This window comes from Variovorax sp. MHTC-1, assembly GCF_003984645.1.
Lineage (GTDB): Bacteria > Pseudomonadota > Gammaproteobacteria > Burkholderiales > Burkholderiaceae_C > Variovorax.
The window spans coordinates 160067-177567 of record NZ_RWKI01000002.1 but is presented as its reverse complement, the minus strand read 5'-3'; the positions used below and the strand labels follow the sequence as shown (position 1 = coordinate 177567).

Below are 17501 nucleotides of genomic sequence, written 5' to 3'. Positions count from 1 at the left end.
ACCTTATCCTTCTGTTCTTCCTTTCTCGCTTCTCATTACTTCCATGCACCTATCCAAAAGAGCCCTCTTGATCGCCGCCTGCGCACTGCCGCTGGCCGCCGCGGCGCAGAACGGCGCCTGGCCCACCAAGCCGATCCGCCTCGTCGTCGGCTTCCCCGGTGGCTCGACCCCGGATATCGCGGCGCGCACCATCGCCGAACCGCTGGCCAAGGCGCTGGGCCAGCCGGTGGTGGTCGACAACAAGCCGGGCGCCTCGGGCAACCTCGCGGCCGACCAAGTGGCCAAGGCGACCGACGATCACACGCTTGGCGTGGTCATCAACGGCAACCTGACCTCGTCGAAGATGCTCTATTCAAGGCTGCCCTACGACCCGGCCAAGGACTTCACCTACCTCTCGCTGCTCACCACCGCGCCGTTGGTGCTGGTGGCGCAGAACAGCCTGCCCAGCGGCGCCGCCTTCGTCGAGGCGGCGCGCAAGAGCGAGGACAAGTGGAGCTACGGTTCGGTGGGCGTCGGCTCGGTGGGCCACCTGGGCATGGAGCTGCTCAAGGGCCGCGTGCCGGGCCTGAAGGCGGTGCATGTGCCCTACCAGGGCAATCCGCAGGTCATGACCGATCTGATCGGCAATCAGATCCAGATGGCTCTGATCCCGCCCGGTATCGCGATGCCGCAGGTCAAGGCCGGCAAGGTGAAGGCCATCGGCATCACGAGCGGGCGCAGCACCCTCGTGCCCGAGCTTTCGCCGCTGGCCGACATCGGCGTGAAGGACTTCAACCTCGAGGTCTGGACCGCGCTGCTCGGCCCGGCCAACCTTTCCAAGGACGCGCAGGAGCGCATTTCGCGCGAGCTCGCCATCGTCATGAAGACGCCCGAAGTGCGGCGCAAGCTGTTCGAGCAGGGCTGGCAGGCGGTCGGCACCTCGCCCGACGGCATGCGCACGCGCGTGAAGGAAGAGGCGGCCATCATGACCAAGATCATCTCGACCAACAACATCAAGCTGCAATAGCTCTCCCCCAGGCTTCGCGCACTTCGTGTCGTGCGCCAACCCCCTCGCCGGGGGCAACACCAGCGGCCCGGCAAAGCCGGTTCCGCGGTGTTCCCCGAACAGGCAAGCAAGGAAACTGAATGAATTCGATCCTTCGCGAACCGGCGCGTGATCTGCCGGTCTTCGGCGAGTACGACGTCGTCGTGGTCGGCGGCGGCCCGGCCGGCATCGCGGCCAGCGTGAGCGCCGCGCGCCATGGCGCGCGCACGCTGCTGGTGGAACGCTACGGCTTCCTTGGCGGCATGGGCACCGCTGGCGGCGTGACCAATTTCGCGGGCCTCTACGGCAAGCGCGGGGGCGAGATGACGCAGCTGGTGCACGGCGTGGCCGACGAGCTGCTCGCGCGCATCGATGCAATGGGCGGCCTCAACAAGCCGCAGGACGGCATGCAGGGCCGCATCCGCGTGCGCTCCTACGACACCTCGATCTACAAGTGCGCGGCCGACCAGCTGCTGCTCGATGCCGGTGTCGAGTTGCTGTTCCACGCCTGGGCCGCGGCCGTGGTGATGGAGGGCCCGCGCATCGCGGCGCTGGTGGTCGAGACCAAGTCGGGCCGGCAGGCGATCCGCGCCAATGCTTTCGTCGACGGCAGCGGCGATGCCGACGTCGCGGTCTTCGCTGGCGTGCCCTTCGAGGTCGGCGACGGCCATGGCAGCGGACTCTTTCCGTCCACCATGTTCCGCGTCGGCCATGTGGATGCGCCGCGCGCGCTGGCCGCGGTGGGCGAGTTCAAGGCCATCAACGATCTGATGGCCAAGGCGCGCGAGCGCGACCCCGAGGCCTACCGCTTCCCGCGCGAAGGCGCGATCCTGCGGCCGCAGATCGATCCGCGCGAATGGCGCGCCAACGTGACGCAGATCCGCAATGCCAGGGGCGACGCGATGAACGGCGTGGATGCGCGCGAGCTCAGCGACGGCGAGGTCGAGGGCCGGCGCCAGATCGGCGAGTACTTCCGCTTCCTGAAGGCCGAAGTGCCGGGCTTCGAGCAATCGGCCATCGTCGAGATCGCGCCGCAGGTCGGCATCCGCGAGACGCGGCGCATCGAGGGGCTCTATGCGCTGGCCGGCGAAGACATCCTCTCATCGGCGCGCTTCGAGGACAGCGTCGGCATCAACGCCTGGCCGATGGAGATGCATGCCGCCGGCAAGATCGAATGGGCCTTTCCGCGCGACGAAAGGCGCACCTACAACCAGCTGCCCTGGCGCATGCTGGTGCCGCGCGGCGTCGACAACCTGCTGGTGGCCGGGCGCTGCGCCTCGATGACGCACGAGGGCCAGTCGGCCGCGCGGGCCAGCGGCGGCTGCTTCGTGATGGGGCAGGCCGCGGGGACCGCTGCGGCTGCGCTGGGCAGCGGCAGCTTCGCCGCTGTCGACGTGCCGGCACTGCAGGAGAAGCTGATCGCCGACGGCGTCGACCTCGACCGAAGCTAAGCCCACCCCCAGGCTTGCTCGCTTCGCGTAGCCGCCAACCCCCTTGCAGGGTGCGGCGCCAGCGGCCCGGCAAAGCCGGTTCCGCGGCGTCTCCCGAATGGGCGCGCCGTGCGCGACAGCGCAGTGGCGAGGTGTTTGCTATCGTCATCGGATGACCGATTCCGCCACCGCTGCCCGCCTCGTCAACCAGCTCATTGAACTCATGCACCTCGAAGCCCTGGGCGATGACCGCTTCAGGGCCCAGAGCGAGGACATCGGCACCCCGGCCGTGTTCGGCGGCCAGGTGCTCGGCCAGGCGCTGGTCGCGGCAAGCCGCACGGTCGCCGCCGACCGGCCGGTGCACTCGATGCATGCCTACTTCCTGCTGCCGGGCGAGCACGCACCGATCGAGTACGCGGTCGACCGCGTGCGCGACGGTCGCAGTTTCACCACGCGGCACGTGGTGGCGCGCCAGCGCGAGCGCATCATCTTCGAGATGTCGGCCTCCTTCCAGACGGTGGAGCAGGGCATCGAGCACCAGCTCGCGATGCCCGCGGCGCCTGGCCCTGAGGGTTTGCCGAGCGAACTGGACCAGCGCCACGCCCTCGGCGATCGCCTGCCCGAGCGCTGGCGCGCCAAGGCGCTGCAAGCGCACGGCATCGAATACCGCCGCGCCGATCCCGACGACCTGCTCACGCCGGCGCCTCGCCCTTCGGAAAGCGCGCTCTGGCTGCGCGCGATCGCGCCGCTGCCCGACGACCCGATCGTGCACCGCGCGCTGCTGGCCTACGCCTCCGACCACGGCCTGCTGCGTGCCGCCATGCTGCCGCACGGGCTGAGCTTCATGAGCGGCCGGGTGCGCCCGGCCAGCCTCGACCATGCGATGTGGTTCCACCGCGATTTCCGCATGGACGACTGGCTGCTCTATGCCGTCGATTCGCCCAGTGCCGGCGGCGCCCGCGGCCTGTGCCGCGGCAGCCTGTTCACGCGCGACGGGCGGCTGGTGGCCTCGACCGCGCAGGAAGGCATGCTGCGCGTGCTGCCCGAGGGAAGCCCGTGGTCGAGCAGTGGCGGCGCTGCTCCTATCTGACGCAGGCCCTGCCGTTCAGCGCCCCGTACCGGCCAGCGCCGCGCGCAGGCCGCCGAAGCGCCGCCGGTACTGCGCCGGGCTCAGGCTCACCGCGCGGCGGAACATGCGGCTGAAGAAGGCCGCGTCGTCGTAGCCCACCTCGCCCGCGATCGCCTCGACCGGCGCTTGCGTGGTCTCGAGCAGATGCTTGGCTTCTTCGATGCGCAGGGTCTGCACGTATTCCATCGGCGTCATGCCGGTCGCGAGCTTGAAGCGGCGCTGGAACGAGCGCTCCGCCAGCCCGCTCAGCGCGGCCATCGCGGCCACCGGCGCGGCTTGCGCATAGTGGTCGCCAATCCAGGTCTGGCAGCGGCCGATGACCGCATCCTCCGCCTGCCGCGTGCTCGCCACGCGCGCGAAGGGCTGCTGGCCCACATGGTGCCAGTCGATCAGGTTGAGCTTGGCGACCTGCATCGCGGCCTCGATGCCGACAAAGCGCGCGATCAGGTAGAGCGCCAGGTCCATCCACGAGCTGCCACCGCCGGCCATCACCAGGCGCTGGCCCTCGCCCGAGGCGATCAGCGCGCAGTGCGGCCGCACCCGCGCGAGCGGATAGCGGCGCTGAAGCACCTCGCAGAAGGCCCAGTGCGTGGTGGCGTCCTCGTCGTCGAGCAGGCCCGCTTCGCCGAGCAGCATGGCGCCCGAGCAGGAGGCGGCGAGCAGCGAACCGCCGGCGTGGCAGCGCTGGATCCACGCGACCTCCCGGGCGAACAGGCCATCGAGCGGCCCGTAGGGCGAGATCATGAGTTCGGGCACGCAGACCACCGCCGGCGCGGCCAGCTCGTCGAAGCTGCGGTGCGCCTCGATCGGCACGCCATTGGCGGCACGCACGATGCCCGGTCTCGCGGCGACCAGCACGGGTTCGAGCAGCTCGGCGCCCGGCTGGCCGTCGACCACCATCGGCCAGTCGCGGCCCGCGCACTTCAGGAGGTCGAACATGCCGTAGACCACCGAGGCTGCGCTCTCGGCGGTCACGAGGATGGCGATCACGGGGCGGTCGCCGGAAGAAGGGGCTGCGGAGCTCATGGGTTGGCGGAATCGTCAGCCTTGTTGCGGGAATCGCTGCGGGGCTTTCAGCCGGGCGAACTTACGCTTCTTGCGTCTTTCGTACAAGGAGCCACCATGACCCACCACGATGCGCGCGGACTGGCGCTTTCCACCGACCAAGCGGCTTCCGTCGCCGCCTACGAGCAGGCGCTCGACCTCTTCAACAGCCTGCGGCTCGACCCGGTCGCGGTGCTGCAGCCGGCGCTGGAACAGGACCCGGACTTCGTTTCCGGCCACCTCATGATGGCCGGCTTCATGCTCAGCGCCATCGACGGCCAGGTGCTGCCGGCCGCGCGCGCGAGCCTGGCCGCCGCCGCGGCGAGCCGGAACCGGCCGAACGAGCGCGAACGTTCTTTTCAGGCCGCGCTGCAGGTCTGGGCCGACGGCGACATGGGCCGCGCCAACCGTCTGCTCGACCGCCACCTGATCGACCACCCGCGCGACCTGTTCGCGCTGCAGCTTACGCACATGGCGGACCTGGTGCTGGGCCAGTCGACCATGCTGCGCGACCGCATCGGCCGCGCGCTGAACCAGTGGAGCGCAGACGACGTCGGCTACGGCTACCTGCTGGGCATGCACGCCTTCGGCCTCGAGGAATGCAACGAGTACGCGCGCGCCGAGGCGCTGGGCATGGAGGCGCTGGCGCGCAATCCGCAGGACACTTGGGCCGTGCATGCCGTGGCCCACGTCTACGAGATGCAGGGCCGGGTGGCGGATGGCATCCGCTGGCTCAGCATCGACACCTCGCTCTGGCAGCAGGACAACGCGCTCGCGGTGCACAACCACTGGCACCTGGCGCTGCAGCACCTGCGCAACGACGACCACGCCTCGGCGCTGGCACTCTACGACCGCGCGATCGCGCCCGGGCCGGCCTCGATGGCGCTGGACCTGGTCGATGCGAGCGCGCTGCTGTGGCGGCTCGGCCTGCGGGGCGTCGACGTGGCCGCGCGCTGGCAGGCGCTGGCGGCGCGCTGGCGCGAGCAGGCGGCCTGGGGCTGGTCGGTCTTCAACGATGTGCACGCGATGCTGGCGCTGGTCGGCGCCGGCGAGCCCGCGCAGATCGAGGTCGGGCAGCGCGCGATGGCGGCCGTGCCGGCCACGGCGCCGGCGCCGTGGTGGCGCGAGGCGGGCACCTTGTGCGAGGCGGTCATGGCTTTCGGCGCGGGCCGCTACGCCCACTGCGCGCAGCTGCTGCTGCCGCTGCTGCCGGCCACGAACGGCTTCGGCGGCAGCCAGGCGCAGCGCGGCCTGATCCATCTGACGGCGATGGAGGCAGCACGCCGGGGCGGCGATGCCGCGCTGTGGGAGGCGCTCCGCAGCGAGGGCGCGGCGCGCCAGGCGCCGGCGATTCCGGCGCGGGCTCGCCGCGAACTCGAGCTCAGGGTCGCTTGAGCGCGGGGCCGGGGCGCGCCGGCCACAGCACCGAGGCGATGGCGATCATCATCAGCACGACCGCGGTCCAATCCTGCCAGTACACGGTTTCGCCCAGCCACAGCGCGCCGCTGAACACGCCGAGCACCGGGATCAGCATGACGCTGAGCGTGGACGCCACCGGCGGCAGCCCGCGCGCGAGGTAGAACCAGGCCGCATGCGCGAAGCCGAAGATCAGCACCGCGTTGTAGGCGATCGCGGCCCACGTCGCGCTGCCCGGCATCTGCCATTGCGGGCGCTCGAACAGCAGCGACAACAGCGCCATCACGACGGTGGTGAGCGCGGTCATCCAGAACGAGAGCGTGAGCGTGGGCAGCTCGATGCGCGTATGCCGCAGCAGCTGCGTGCCCAGCGCCCAGGTGGCCGCCGCCGTCAGGGCCAGCGCCACATAGCCCGGGCGCCCCGCGAGATGAGTGAACTCATGCCAGAGCAGCAGGGCGACGCCCAGCGCGCAGGCGCTCACGCCGAGCCAGCCGCGGCGCGTCAGCACCGCGCTGAACAGCAGCGCGCCGATCACGGCCGAGAACACCGGCATCGTGTAGCCCAGGATCGCGGCGCGCCCGCTGGACAGCGCCTTCACTGCCAGGATGATGCAGGCGTGCCAGACGAACATGTTGGTGGCCGCCAGCCACAGCAGTTCGGGCCAATAGCGCCGCGGAACGCGGAACGGCACCTTCATCGCGACCAGTGCGAGTCCGAGCACGGGCAGGCCGAGCCAGAGCGAGAGGGTGCGAAAGGCCAGCGGCGGGTAGTCGGCCACGCCCAGCTTCATTACCGGCCAGTTGAGGCCCCACACCAGCGTCAGCGGAACGAGCAGGGCGAACTGGCGCAGCGTGAGGGTTTGCATGGGTGGGCATTGTGGCCCGCGCTCTCAACCCCCGAACGGATTGGCCGTGGCGAACCAGAGGCCGATGCCGGTGGCGATGATGAAGGCGCCGTCGGTCACGCCGGCGATCAGGAAGAACTGGGTCTGCAGCGTGTCCTTGAGCTCGGGCTGCCGCGCCGTGCCCTCCAGCAGCTTCGACCCGACGATGCCGATGCCGATGCAGGAACCCACGGCGGCGATGCCGATGAGAAGCGCGACGGCGAGGGGGAGGATGTCGAAACCTGAGGTCATGATGCTCTTTCGCGGCCTTTGAAGTTCGGCCTGGTTGCTGCCGGAACCACCTCGGTTGCGGCTTGCATCCAATGTCTCAGAGCAGTTGCGCGGCGTCGATGACCTCGCAGGTCATGGCGACTGGCCGGACCTCAGGGGCGTGGAGCGTCTTGGCGCAGATCGAACTCGCGCAGCATCACCGGTTCGGTGGAACCTTGTGCGACGCGGCGCCGCACGGCGTCATCGATGTCCTGCGCGTGGAGCGCATAGGTGTCGAGTGCTTCGTCGTCGGTGGCGGTCGAGCGGTAGCGGTAGTGCAAGGTTTCCCTGCCGACGCTGGCGCCGACGAACTGTCCCTCGACCTCGACCCAGAAGCGGACAGTGCCGGAAGCCTCATGAAAGAAGGGCGGCTGCGACATCGCTGCTCCTGGAATGCGTTGCGCGGTCGTCGATCCAAAGGGTGGCCTTGCGTTCGATCGCGCGGATGGCGTCGCCCCCGTGGGCAAACTGCTTGCACGACACGAGGTGGCACTTCAGGATCTCGTCGACATAGAGATCCGCGCCGGCCGCCACCGTGCCCTCCAGGGAAACATGGGTGAGGCGGCTGCGCACCTCCCATCCTTGGTAGGGAAGGCGTTTGGAAGCGAAGTCATGGTCCATCCCCCCTTGTAGGCGATCCATTGCGTCCTGTCTGTTCGAGACCGCACATTCAGAGCAACTCGGCGTAGGCCCTCGTGGCGGCGGTCGCCGGGCGCGCGTTCTTCAGGGAAAGAAGTGGCGAACGCCTGCCAGCACGAGCAGCACCAGCAGCATGAGCACGCCGAAGACGATCCAGCCGGCTGCAAATGCCGATGCCTCTGTCTGCAGGTCGTCCGGCGCCTCGGGGCCTGAGTCAGGAGGAGTGATTTCGGTCATCGCCGACTGTACCTTGCCAGCGCATGCACTAGAGCAGTCGTTTGAGGTAGCGCCCGGTATGGCTCGCCTCGTTCGCGGCAATCGCTTCCGGCGTGCCCACGCCCACCACCGTGCCGCCGCCCGCGCCGCCCTCGGGCCCCATGTCGATCAGCCAGTCGGCGGTCTTGATGACGTCGAGGTTGTGCTCGATCACGACGATGGTGTTGCCGGCATCGCGCAGCTGGTGCAGCACCTTGAGCAGCAACTCGATGTCGGCGAAATGCAGCCCGGTGGTCGGCTCGTCGAGGATGTAGAGCGTGCGGCCGGTGTCGCGCTTGCTGAGCTCGAGCGCGAGCTTCACGCGCTGCGCCTCGCCGCCCGACAGGGTGGTCGCGGCCTGCCCCAGCTTGATGTAGCTCAAGCCCACGTCGAGCAGCGTGCGCAGCTTGCGTTCGATGGTCGGCACGGCTTTCAGGAACTCGTGCGCGGCCTCGACCGTCATGTCGAGAATCTGCGCGATGTTGCGGCCCTTGTACTGCACCTCCAGCGTCTCGCGGTTGTAGCGCTGGCCGTGGCAGACCTCGCAGGGCACGTAGACGTCAGGCAGGAAGTGCATCTCGACCTTCACCACGCCATCACCCTGGCAGGCCTCGCAGCGGCCGCCCGCGACGTTGAAGCTGAAGCGCCCGGGTCCGTAGCCGCGCTCGCGTGCGGTGTTGGTCTCGGCCATCAGCTCGCGGATCGGCGTGAAGAGGCCGGTGTAGGTGGCAGGATTGCTGCGCGGCGTGCGGCCGATCGGCGACTGGTCGACGTTGATGACCTTGTCGAAGTACTCGATGCCCTCGACCGCCCGGTGCGCGGCCGGCTCTTCGTGGGCGCGGTAGAGAGTGCGCGCCACGGCGCTGTAGAGCGTGTCGTTGACCAGCGTCGACTTGCCAGAGCCGGAGACGCCGGTCACGCAGGTCAGGAGGCCGACCGGGAAGGCCACGTCCACGTCCCGAAGGTTGTTGCCGGTGGCGCCGATCACTCGGATCTCCTGCAGATCGGTCTGCGATGCGAGGTGCGCCGCCTCGCGTGCCGCACGCCGTTCGGCCGCCGGGCTCTGCGGAAAGCGCGAGGCCTTCTTGCCCTCGTTGAAGGCCGGCTTGGCGACCGCCGGCAGCCAGGGCGTGCGGCGCGCGGGAACCGGGATCTTCTTCACGCCCGAGAGGTACTGGCCGGTCAGCGAATCGGGGTTCGCCGCTACTTGCGCATAGCTGCCCTGCGCCATCACGCGGCCGCCATGCACGCCGGCGCCCGGGCCCATGTCGATCACGTGGTCGGCGGCGTGGATCATGTCCTCGTCATGCTCGACCACGATCACGCTGTTGCCGATGTCGCGCAGATGCCTGAGCGTGCCGATCAGCCGATCGTTGTCGCGCTGGTGCAGACCGATGCTGGGCTCGTCGAGCACGTACATCACGCCGGTGAGGCCGGAGCCGATCTGCGAGGCCAGGCGGATGCGCTGCGCCTCGCCGCCCGAGAGCGTCTCGGCGCTGCGATCCAGGCTCAGGTAGTTGAGGCCGACGTCGTTGAGGAACTTGAGCCGCAGGCCGATCTCGCGCACCACCTTGTCGGCGATCTCGGCCTTGGCCCCGCGCAAGTGCAGGCCCTGGAAGTAGGCGAGGCTGTCGCGCAGCGTCACACGGCTGATCTCGAAGATGGCCATGCGCCGCGGCTCTGGGCCGGATTCGTCCTGCAGGAACACGCTGCGCGCCTCGCGCCGAAGCCGCGTGCCGCCGCAATCGGGGCAGGGCTGCATGTTGCGAAATCGCGCGAGGTCTTCGCGCACCATCGCCGAATCGGTCTCGCGGTAGCGCCGCGCCATGTTCGGGATCACGCCTTCGAAGGGGTGTTTGCGGGTCAGCTTCCTGCCGGCCTGCTGGCCGCTTTCCATCGTGTAGGAGAACTTGATCTCTTCCTCGGCCGAGCCGTGCAGCACGGCCTGCTGCACCGAGGCGGGCAGCTCTTCGAAGGGCGTGTCGACATTGACCTTGTAATGCTTGGCCACGCTCTCGATCATGCTGAAGTAGTAGCCGTTGCGCCGGTCCCATCCCTTGATCGCACCGCTCGCCAGGCTCAGCGACGGAAAGGCGACCACGCGCGCCGGGTCGAACACTTCGCTGTGGCCGAGGCCGTCGCAGCTCGGGCAGGCGCCCACGGGCGAGTTGAAGGAGAACAGGCGCGGCTCGAGTTCGGCGAGCGAGTAGTGGCAGATCGGGCAGGCGAACTTGGCGTTGAAGAGATGCTCTTTCGCGCTGCCGTCCTCGTGCATCTCCAGTGCGATCGCGCGGCCCTCGGCCAGGCGCAGCGCGTTCTCGAAGCTCTCGGCCAGGCGCTGCTGCATGTCGGGCCGCGCGCGCAGCCGGTCGATGACGACGTCGATGTCGTGCTTCTCGGTCTTCTTGAGCTTGGGCAGGTCGTTGTATTCGAAGGTTTCGCCGTTGACGCGGAAGCGCACGTAGCCCTGCGCCTGCATCTCGGCGAAGAGCTCGAGGAACTCGCCCTTCTTCTCGCGCGCCACCGGTGCCAGGATCATCAGCCTGGGTTCATCCGGAATCGCCAGCACCGCATCGACCATCTGCGACACGGTCTGCGCCTGCAGCGGCAGGTCGTGGTCGGGGCAGTAGGGCGTGCCGGCGCGCGCATAGAGCAGCCGCAGGTAGTCGTGGATCTCGGTCACCGTGCCCACGGTGGAACGCGGGTTGTGGCTGGTCGCCTTCTGCTCGATGCTGATGGCGGGCGAGAGGCCCTCGATCACGTCGACATCGGGCTTGTCCATCAGCTGCAGGAACTGCCGCGCATAGGCCGACAGGCTCTCGACATAGCGGCGCTGGCCCTCGGCGTAGAGCGTGTCGAAGGCCAGGCTCGACTTGCCCGAGCCCGACAGGCCGGTGATCACCACCAGCTTGTTGCGCGGAATGTCGAGGTCGACGTTCTTGAGGTTGTGCGTGCGGGCGCCGCGGATGCTGATGCGCTGCTGCGCGAGCACGGCGCCGAGGTAGGCATCGTCGTTGGGGGAATTCACGGGGCGGTCGGTCTTGGGCAACCGAGCATGATAAGTCCCCGGCGATTCCGCGGCAGCCGGTGGGATTCGGCCGACTTCTTCGGCGCTTCGGCCGCAGCGACCGGCTGCGGCACAATCTCCGCTTTCCTCCTCTCCATCCATTCATCAGGGGCAGTGCATATGGCATCGGTCAACAAAGTCATCCTCGTCGGCAATCTCGGGCGCGATCCGGAAACGCGCACCTTTCCCAGTGGGGACCAGATCTGCAATGTGACCCTCGCCACCACCGACAAGTGGAAGGACAAGCAAAGCGGCGAGATGCGCGAAGCCACCGAGTGGCACCGCCTCGTGTTCAACGGTCGGCTGGCCGAGATCGCTGCCCAATACCTGCGCAAGGGCTCGCAGATCTACGTCGAAGGCCAGATCCGCACCCGCAAGTACACCGACAAGGACGGCGCCGAAAAATACGCCACCGATATCCGCGTCGACCAGATGCAGATGCTGGGCAGCCGGCAGGGCCAGGGCGGACCTTCGGGCGGCGACGACGACGGCGGCTACTCGCAGGGGGCGCAAGGCGGCGGCTATTCGCGTCCTCCCGCTGCGGCACCGCGCGCCGCGGCGCCGGCACCACGGCAGGCGCCGGCCAAATCCTCGTCGGGCTTCGACGATATGGACGACGATATTCCTTTCTGACAAAACCTTTCGAGGTCTCATAAAAAGGCGCAGGGCTTGACGGCTCTGCGCTTTTTTGCTGCACCTCGGATACGCGCATGACACCAAGCACGAGAGACGAAGTCGCGGTGTGTCAATTGACTTCGCCCTGATTGCGATCAGCAAGTCTTTGGGCGAAGTCATCAGTATCCAGAACAGCCGTGCAAAATCTGTTTTTTTCTGACAGACAGCCTAAACAGACCACATCGCTCGTTGGACCACCCAGTCGGTACTTTCCATAGAACGACCTCGTCGTCGCCTGTCGCGCCTCGCTCGCCCTCTCACAGGGCCGTCCAGCAGGTGAAATGCACAAGAAGTGTGAAGTAACTCGCAAGAACTACTTCCTGGCCCGAGTCAATTCTGATGAATTGTCGCGGCCATTCTGTCGCGACAACCCTCTCCCCGCACCATCCGCACCCGCTGACAGAGCGCAAAGCATTGCGTCGCCTGTCAATTTGTTCCTTTTGGAATCGCTGTCCTTTTTGCAGTCCTGCGGCTCGGGTTTCTCTATTCATGCGTGAGGGAGTTCGGGCCTTGAGAAAAGTCCGTCCGTCATGATGAAGCGCAACGCAATTGAGGTTTTCCGGCGCGCAGCACTCTTTGGTTTCTGCGGGAAACAACACATCGACGGCAAACATCAATGTCTGGGCTATCGCGACCGTGAAAAGCGCGGTGCCGGCCTCCGGGGCGGCGGTGTCGCCGGGGGCGACCATTGCGTACACGCTGCCGGCCACCGTGAGCGGAGCGCCGACGATGGCGGCGCTGGTGGACACGCTGGGCGCAGGGCTGAGCTTCGTGCTGCCTGCGCCGGCGGGCTGCACGATCAACGCCAGCAGATCAGCTGCACGGTGCCTGCGGGCACGCCGGTGGAGGCCTTCGGCGACAACTTCAGCGAAGACCCGCTGCGCATCGTCAATTGGCGCGTGAGGTGTCGTGATGAATGCGATGGTCCGATGCACCTTCACCAACACAGCGCTTCGCGCCTCGACTGCACCACGCCGAGTTCGACGGCCACTTGCACGGCCGGCGGCGGCGCGATCTGCCCCGGTGCTACCGTGCCTGTGACCAGCCTGATCAGCACGGCGGGCGTGGCGATCCCTGTACTGCCCGCCGGCGGTGGATTGGTCGTGACGATGCAGTGCACCGTCACGGCAACCGGCCTCCCATGAACGCGGCTTGAGCGGGTCCGCCTAGCAGAGCGGCCGCAAGGCTGCAATGGCCCTTCGCGGTCGCGGGCCTGCGCGTCGGTCCAAGATACCGGCCCTGCTCCGTTCGCTCCGGCCGATCCATGACCCCACTCTCCATCCTCGACCTGTCCCCCATCACCGAGGGCAGCACTGCCGCGCAGTCCTTCCGCAATTCGTTGTCCCTGGCGCAGCATGGCGAGAAGCTCGGCTATCGGCGCTACTGGCTGGCCGAGCACCACGGCATGCCGGGCATCGCGAGCGCCGCGACGGCCGTGCTGCTGGCCTACATCGGCGCCGGCACCTCGACCATCCGCATCGGCGCCGGCGGCGTGATGCTGCCCAACCATTCGCCACTGGTGATCGCCGAGCAGTTCGGCACGCTTGAATCGCTCTATCCCGGCCGCATCGATCTCGGCCTCGGCCGCGCGCCCGGCTCCGACCAGCGCACCGCGCAGGCGCTGCGGCGCGATCTGCAGTCCGATGCCGACCAGTTCCCGCAGGACGTGGTCGAGCTGATGGACTTCATGTCGAAGGAGCCGAAGCAGCCGGTGCGCGCAGTGCCGGGCATGGGCCTCGAAGTGCCGGTCTGGATCCTCGGCTCGAGCACCTTCGGTGCGCAGCTCGCAGCGCACCTCGGGCTGCCCTATGCCTTCGCTTCGCATTTCGCGCCGCAGCAGCTGATGCAGGCGATCCGCATCTACCGCGAGACCTTCAAGCCCTCGAAGCAGCTGGACAAGCCCTACGTGATGCTCGGCTTCAACGTGTTCGCGGCCGAGACCGACGAGGAAGCAGTGTTCCGATCGAGCTCGTGGCAGCAGGCCTTCGTGAATCTGCGCAGCGGGCGGCCGGGGCGCCTGCCGCCGCCGGTCGAGAACTACCGCCAGCGCGTCGGGCCGGCGGAGAACGCGCTGCTCGATTCGGTGCTGTCGTGTTCGGCCGTGGGGTCGCGCGAGACGGTGCGCGCCGGCATCGAGGCCTTCGTCGAACGCACGGGCGCGGATGAGCTGATGATCACCTCGCAGGTGTTCGACCATGAGGCCCGGTTGCGGTCCTACGAGATCCTGGCCGAGCTCGCTGCCTGAATCAGTTCAAGGCAGCGGCACGCTTCGCAGCAGCAGTTGCCTTGCGCGGTGCTCTGGTCTCGGCAGTGCGCACCGCTTTCGCAACGACTTTCTTCTTGGGTGCTGCCCGCTTCTTGGCTGCCGGCGCAGCGACAGCAGCAACAGCAACAGCAACAGCAACAGCAACAGGCGCAGTCGCTGCCTGCCCCACGATCAGGCCGAACAGGTTCTTGTGCTCCGCGACCACATAGTCGCCGAGGTCGGCGATGTCCGGCACCGCGCGCCGGCAGGCCGTGAGCCCGAACTCGAGCGAGCCGTTGTAACTCTGCACCGTCATGTTGAGCGCCAGCCCGTGCCCCGGGATCGACACCGGGAAGTAGGTCGCCAGCTTGGCGCCCGCGAAGTAGAGCGGGAACGACGGGCCGGGCACGTTGGAGATGGCCACGTTGGCCATCGGCGGCAGCTTGTCGGCGAGTCCGGAGCGGCCGTAGAGCGAAGCCAGGCCCGACATCAGCGAAGGCACGCCCAGCGACGGGAAGTCGGTCGGGATCGCAGCCTTCACGTTGCCCGTGAGCTTCTTGCCCTCGCTGGACGATTCGTGGATTGCTGCGAGCCGCTCCAGTGGATCTGAAATGTCGGTGGCCAGGCTGACCAGCATCACCGACACCTGGTTGTTGAGGTCGGTGTTGCCCTCGCTGCGCAGCGACACCGGCACGCCGGCCATCAACGGCTTGGCCGGCTTGCAGCCGTAGTCGGCCAGGTAGCGCTTGAGCGCGCCGGCGCAGATCGCCAGCACGATGTCGTTGAGGCTGGTGTTGGTGGCCTTCGCCATCTGCTTGACCTCGGCCAGCGGCACGGAACGCCCGGCGAAGGAACGCTGGTTGGTGATCGAGACATTGAGCGGCGTCTTCGGCGCGGTCTTCAAGCCCTTGGGCAGTTCGAAGCTGCGCTTGCCCGTGGTCTCCGACACCGGCAGCAGCACGCTCGTGATCGCCTTGGCCGTAGCCGGGATCGACTGGATCAGCTTCACGTACTGCTGCACGGTGTTGCTGAGCGCGGCGCTCGCGAGCTCGGCCATCCCGAGCTGCGATGAATCGGCGCGGCGGTTGGCGCGCGGTGCCTTCACCGGCGCCGGCGTGGCCGAGATGTCGAACAGCGCCTTGGCCACCGCGACACCGGCCTGCCCGTCGATGGCCGCGTGGTGCATCTTGCTGTAGAGCGCGACCTGGCCGGTCTGCAGGCCTTCGATGATGTGGATCTCCCACAGCGGGCGGCTGCGGTCCAGCAGCGAGGAATGGAGCCGGCCGACCAGACGCTCCAGCTGCGCCATGGTGCCGGGCCGCGGCATGATCACGTGGTGGATGTGATGGTCGAGGTCCAGTTCGTCGTCGTCCACCCACACCGGATTGGCGAGGTCGAAGGGCATCATTGCGAGCTTGCGCACGAAGACCGAGGCCAGGTGCAGCCGGCCGCTCAAATACTTCTTGGCATCCTCGGCGAAGTCGCCCTCGTAGCCGGGCGGCAGGTCGATGAGCTGCAGGCTGCCCACATGCATCGGCGACTCGGGGGTCTCGAGGTGCAGGAACGATGCGTCCATGCCGCTGAGGTGAATCATGAAGGGCTCCTTGATCAATCCGGCTTGATGCCGGCCTTGGCGACGATTTCTTTCCAGGTCTTCTGCTCTGCGGCCATGCGCCCTGGGTGAGGCAGCCCATTGTGGGAGCCTGCGGCCTCCCTGCGAGCATGGGCCGCTCGGTGATTTCCCGGATGCGGGCACCGGCTTGCCGAGGCTGGGACAATCGCCGGGCTATGAAAAAACAGCGCATCGTGGTGGGCCTGAGCGGCGGAGTCGACTCCGCAGTCACGGCGCACCTGCTCAAGCAGCAGGGCCACGAGGTGATCGGCATCTTCATGAAGAACTGGGAAGACGATGACGACAGCGAGTACTGCTCGTCGAACATCGACTTCGTCGATGCCGCGAGCGTGGCCGACGTGCTGGGCATCGAGATCGAGCACGTCAACTTCGCGGGCGACTACAAGGACCGCGTGTTCGCCGAGTTCCTGCGCGAATACCAGGCCGGCCGCACGCCCAACCCGGACGTGCTGTGCAATGCCGAGATCAAGTTCAAGGCCTTTCTCGACCACGCGATGCGGCTCGGCGCCGAGAAGATTGCCACCGGGCACTACGCGCGGGTGCGCCGCAATGCGACGGGCGGGCGCTACGAGCTGCTCAAGGGACTCGATCCGGCCAAGGACCAGAGCTACTTTCTCCATCGCCTGAACCAGCAGCAGCTGTCGAAGACGCTGTTCCCCGTGGGTGAGTTGAAGAAGACCGAGGTGCGCCGCATCGCCGACGAGATCGGCCTGCCGAACGCGAAGAAGAAGGACTCGACCGGCATCTGCTTCATCGGCGAGCGGCCCTTCCGCGAGTTCCTCAACCGCTACATCTCCAAGGAGCCGGGTCCGATCCGCGACGAGCGCGGCCGCCGGATCGGAGAGCACCAGGGCCTGAGCTTCTACACGCTGGGCCAGCGCCAGGGCCTGGGCATCGGCGGCGTCAAGCCCAAGGGAGCGCAGCGCGGGGCCGGCGATCACTCGCCGTGGTTCGTGGCGCGCAAGGATGTCGCGAACAACGCGCTGTGGGTGGTGCAGGGCCACGACCATCCGTGGCTGCTGTCGCCCGCGCTCGAAGCCGACGATGCGAGCTGGGTCGCGGGCAGCGCGCCGCCCTCGGGCGCCTATGCCGCCAAGTCGCGCTATCGCCAGGCCGATGCGGATTGCGAGCTGGGCGAAGGCGCCGACGGCGCTTTCCGGCTCGCCTTTGCCGAGCCGCAGTGGGCGGTGACGCCGGGGCAGTCGGCGGTGCTCTACGACGGGGATGTGTGCCTGGGCGGCGGGGTGATCGCGCGGGCCGGCTAGATTTGCGGCGGTGCGCCGACCGATACGTGGGTGTGGATCAGGTCCAGCGCATAGCGTTGTCCTGCCAGGTAGTCCTCCACGCATTGCAGCAGCAGCGGGCTGCGATGGCGCGCCGCGCTCGAGCGGATCTCGTCAGCTGTCATCCACAGGGTGCGCACGATGCCTTTGTCCAGCGGCCGGCCCGGCTCGAACGCGCCGAGCGTGCCGGCGAAGGCGAAGCGCATGTAGGTCACGTCTTCGTCGCCGAGGAAGCGCGCCATGTAGATGCCGACGAGGGCGGTCGGCGTGAAGTGGTGGGCCGTTTCTTCCATCGTTTCGCGCGCGCAGCCCTCGGCCGGCGACTCGCCCGGGTCGAGATGGCCGGCCGGCGTGTTCAGCCTGAGGCCGGCCTTCGTATGCTCTTCGACCAGCAGGAAGCGTCCGTCCTGCTCGATCACCGCGGCGACGGTGACGTTGGGTTTCCAGCGAGCGACCGAGGCCATCAAGCTGGCGCCGGGCCGCCCCCTCGGGGGACAGAGAGGACACG

The 17501-nt window shown here is 68.0% G+C and carries 18 protein-coding genes; 7 read left to right on the top strand and 11 right to left on the bottom strand.

The window, feature by feature from the left end; genetic code table 11:
- Window positions 1–43 precede the first annotated feature (43 nt).
- The 3 genes from EJI01_RS04175 to EJI01_RS04165 all read left to right on the top strand — a co-directional run bounded on the left by EJI01_RS04175 (window position 44) and on the right by EJI01_RS04165 (window position 3544).
- Entirely contained in the window at window positions 44–1006 is a 963-nt protein-coding gene (locus tag EJI01_RS04175; protein ID WP_126835858.1) for a Bug family tripartite tricarboxylate transporter substrate binding protein, read from the top strand.
- A 119-nt stretch (window positions 1007–1125) separates the two neighbouring features.
- Window positions 1126–2475, top strand: coding sequence for an FAD-dependent oxidoreductase (locus EJI01_RS04170; RefSeq protein WP_126835857.1), 1350 nt, complete (start codon window positions 1126–1128; stop codon window positions 2473–2475).
- Between the two features lie 151 nt (window positions 2476–2626).
- Window positions 2627–3544: an acyl-CoA thioesterase gene (locus EJI01_RS04165; RefSeq protein ID WP_126835856.1), complete on the top strand. Its 918-nt coding sequence runs from the start codon at window positions 2627–2629 to the stop codon at window positions 3542–3544.
- Between the two features lie 15 nt (window positions 3545–3559).
- Here the strand turns inward: EJI01_RS04165 and EJI01_RS04160 are convergent, their stop codons facing one another.
- Window positions 3560–4609 (bottom strand): GlxA family transcriptional regulator, encoded by a 1050-nt coding sequence (locus tag EJI01_RS04160; protein WP_126835855.1) that lies wholly within the window; start codon window positions 4607–4609, stop codon window positions 3560–3562.
- Window positions 4610–4705: 96 nt separating this feature from the next.
- Between EJI01_RS04160 and EJI01_RS04155 the strand changes: the two genes are divergently transcribed.
- Complete coding sequence (locus EJI01_RS04155) at window positions 4706–6022, top strand: tetratricopeptide repeat protein (protein WP_126835854.1); 1317 nt, start codon at window positions 4706–4708, stop codon at window positions 6020–6022.
- On the opposite strand, the gene EJI01_RS04150 is transcribed toward EJI01_RS04155, so the two are convergent.
- From EJI01_RS04150 to uvrA, 6 genes are all read right to left on the bottom strand, one after another.
- On the bottom strand, window positions 6009–6908 hold the full coding sequence (locus EJI01_RS04150; RefSeq protein ID WP_126835853.1) for a DMT family transporter: 900 nt from the start codon (window positions 6906–6908) through the stop codon (window positions 6009–6011). The genes EJI01_RS04155 and EJI01_RS04150 overlap by 14 nt on opposite strands.
- 24 nt (window positions 6909–6932) lie before the next feature.
- On the bottom strand, window positions 6933–7178 hold the full coding sequence (gene atpE / locus EJI01_RS04145; RefSeq protein WP_126835852.1) for a F0F1 ATP synthase subunit C: 246 nt from the start codon (window positions 7176–7178) through the stop codon (window positions 6933–6935).
- 131 nt (window positions 7179–7309) lie between these two features.
- Window positions 7310–7576, bottom strand: a complete 267-nt coding sequence (locus tag EJI01_RS04140) for a DUF1488 family protein (protein WP_126835851.1) — start codon at window positions 7574–7576, stop codon at window positions 7310–7312.
- Window positions 7551–7817 (bottom strand): hypothetical protein, encoded by a 267-nt coding sequence (locus EJI01_RS04135; protein WP_126835850.1) that lies wholly within the window; start codon window positions 7815–7817, stop codon window positions 7551–7553. Before EJI01_RS04135 ends, EJI01_RS04140 begins: the two co-directional genes overlap by 26 nt.
- Window positions 7818–7919: 102 nt before the next feature.
- Window positions 7920–8072, bottom strand: a complete 153-nt coding sequence (locus EJI01_RS28635; RefSeq protein ID WP_185878808.1) for a hypothetical protein — start codon at window positions 8070–8072, stop codon at window positions 7920–7922.
- Window positions 8073–8100: 28 nt separating this feature from the next.
- Entirely contained in the window at window positions 8101–11118 is a 3018-nt protein-coding gene (uvrA, locus tag EJI01_RS04130) for an excinuclease ABC subunit UvrA (RefSeq protein WP_126835849.1), read from the bottom strand.
- A gap of 159 nt (window positions 11119–11277) precedes the next feature.
- On the opposite strand from uvrA, the gene ssb reads away from it, so the two are divergent.
- Window positions 11278–11790, top strand: coding sequence for a single-stranded DNA-binding protein (gene ssb, locus EJI01_RS04125; protein ID WP_126835848.1), 513 nt, complete (start codon window positions 11278–11280; stop codon window positions 11788–11790).
- A 299-nt stretch (window positions 11791–12089) separates the two neighbouring features.
- Here ssb and EJI01_RS04120 read toward each other — a convergent pair whose 3' ends face one another.
- Window positions 12090–12776 (bottom strand): hypothetical protein, encoded by a 687-nt coding sequence (locus EJI01_RS04120; RefSeq protein WP_126835847.1) that lies wholly within the window; start codon window positions 12774–12776, stop codon window positions 12090–12092.
- On the bottom strand, window positions 12770–12958 hold the full coding sequence (locus tag EJI01_RS04115; RefSeq protein WP_126835846.1) for a hypothetical protein: 189 nt from the start codon (window positions 12956–12958) through the stop codon (window positions 12770–12772). The genes EJI01_RS04120 and EJI01_RS04115 overlap by 7 nt, the downstream gene beginning before the upstream one ends.
- A 138-nt stretch (window positions 12959–13096) precedes the next feature.
- Here EJI01_RS04115 and EJI01_RS04110 point away from each other — a divergent pair, with 138 nt between their 5' ends.
- The gene (locus EJI01_RS04110) at window positions 13097–14077 is read left to right on the top strand and encodes an LLM class flavin-dependent oxidoreductase (protein WP_126835845.1); all 981 of its coding nucleotides are present in this window, start codon (window positions 13097–13099) and stop codon (window positions 14075–14077) included.
- Window position 14078: 1 nt separating this feature from the next.
- Here EJI01_RS04110 and EJI01_RS04105 read toward each other — a convergent pair whose 3' ends face one another.
- Entirely contained in the window at window positions 14079–15671 is a 1593-nt protein-coding gene (locus tag EJI01_RS04105; RefSeq protein ID WP_126835844.1) for a WS/DGAT/MGAT family O-acyltransferase, read from the bottom strand.
- 194 nt (window positions 15672–15865) lie between these two features.
- On the opposite strand from EJI01_RS04105, the gene mnmA reads away from it, so the two are divergent.
- Window positions 15866–16975, top strand: coding sequence for a tRNA 2-thiouridine(34) synthase MnmA (gene mnmA / locus EJI01_RS04100; RefSeq protein ID WP_126835843.1), 1110 nt, complete (start codon window positions 15866–15868; stop codon window positions 16973–16975).
- On the opposite strand, the gene EJI01_RS04095 is transcribed toward mnmA, so the two are convergent.
- Window positions 16972–17457: an NUDIX hydrolase gene (locus tag EJI01_RS04095; protein WP_126835842.1), complete on the bottom strand. Its 486-nt coding sequence runs from the start codon at window positions 17455–17457 to the stop codon at window positions 16972–16974. The genes mnmA and EJI01_RS04095 overlap by 4 nt on opposite strands.
- Window positions 17458–17501 lie beyond the last annotated feature (44 nt).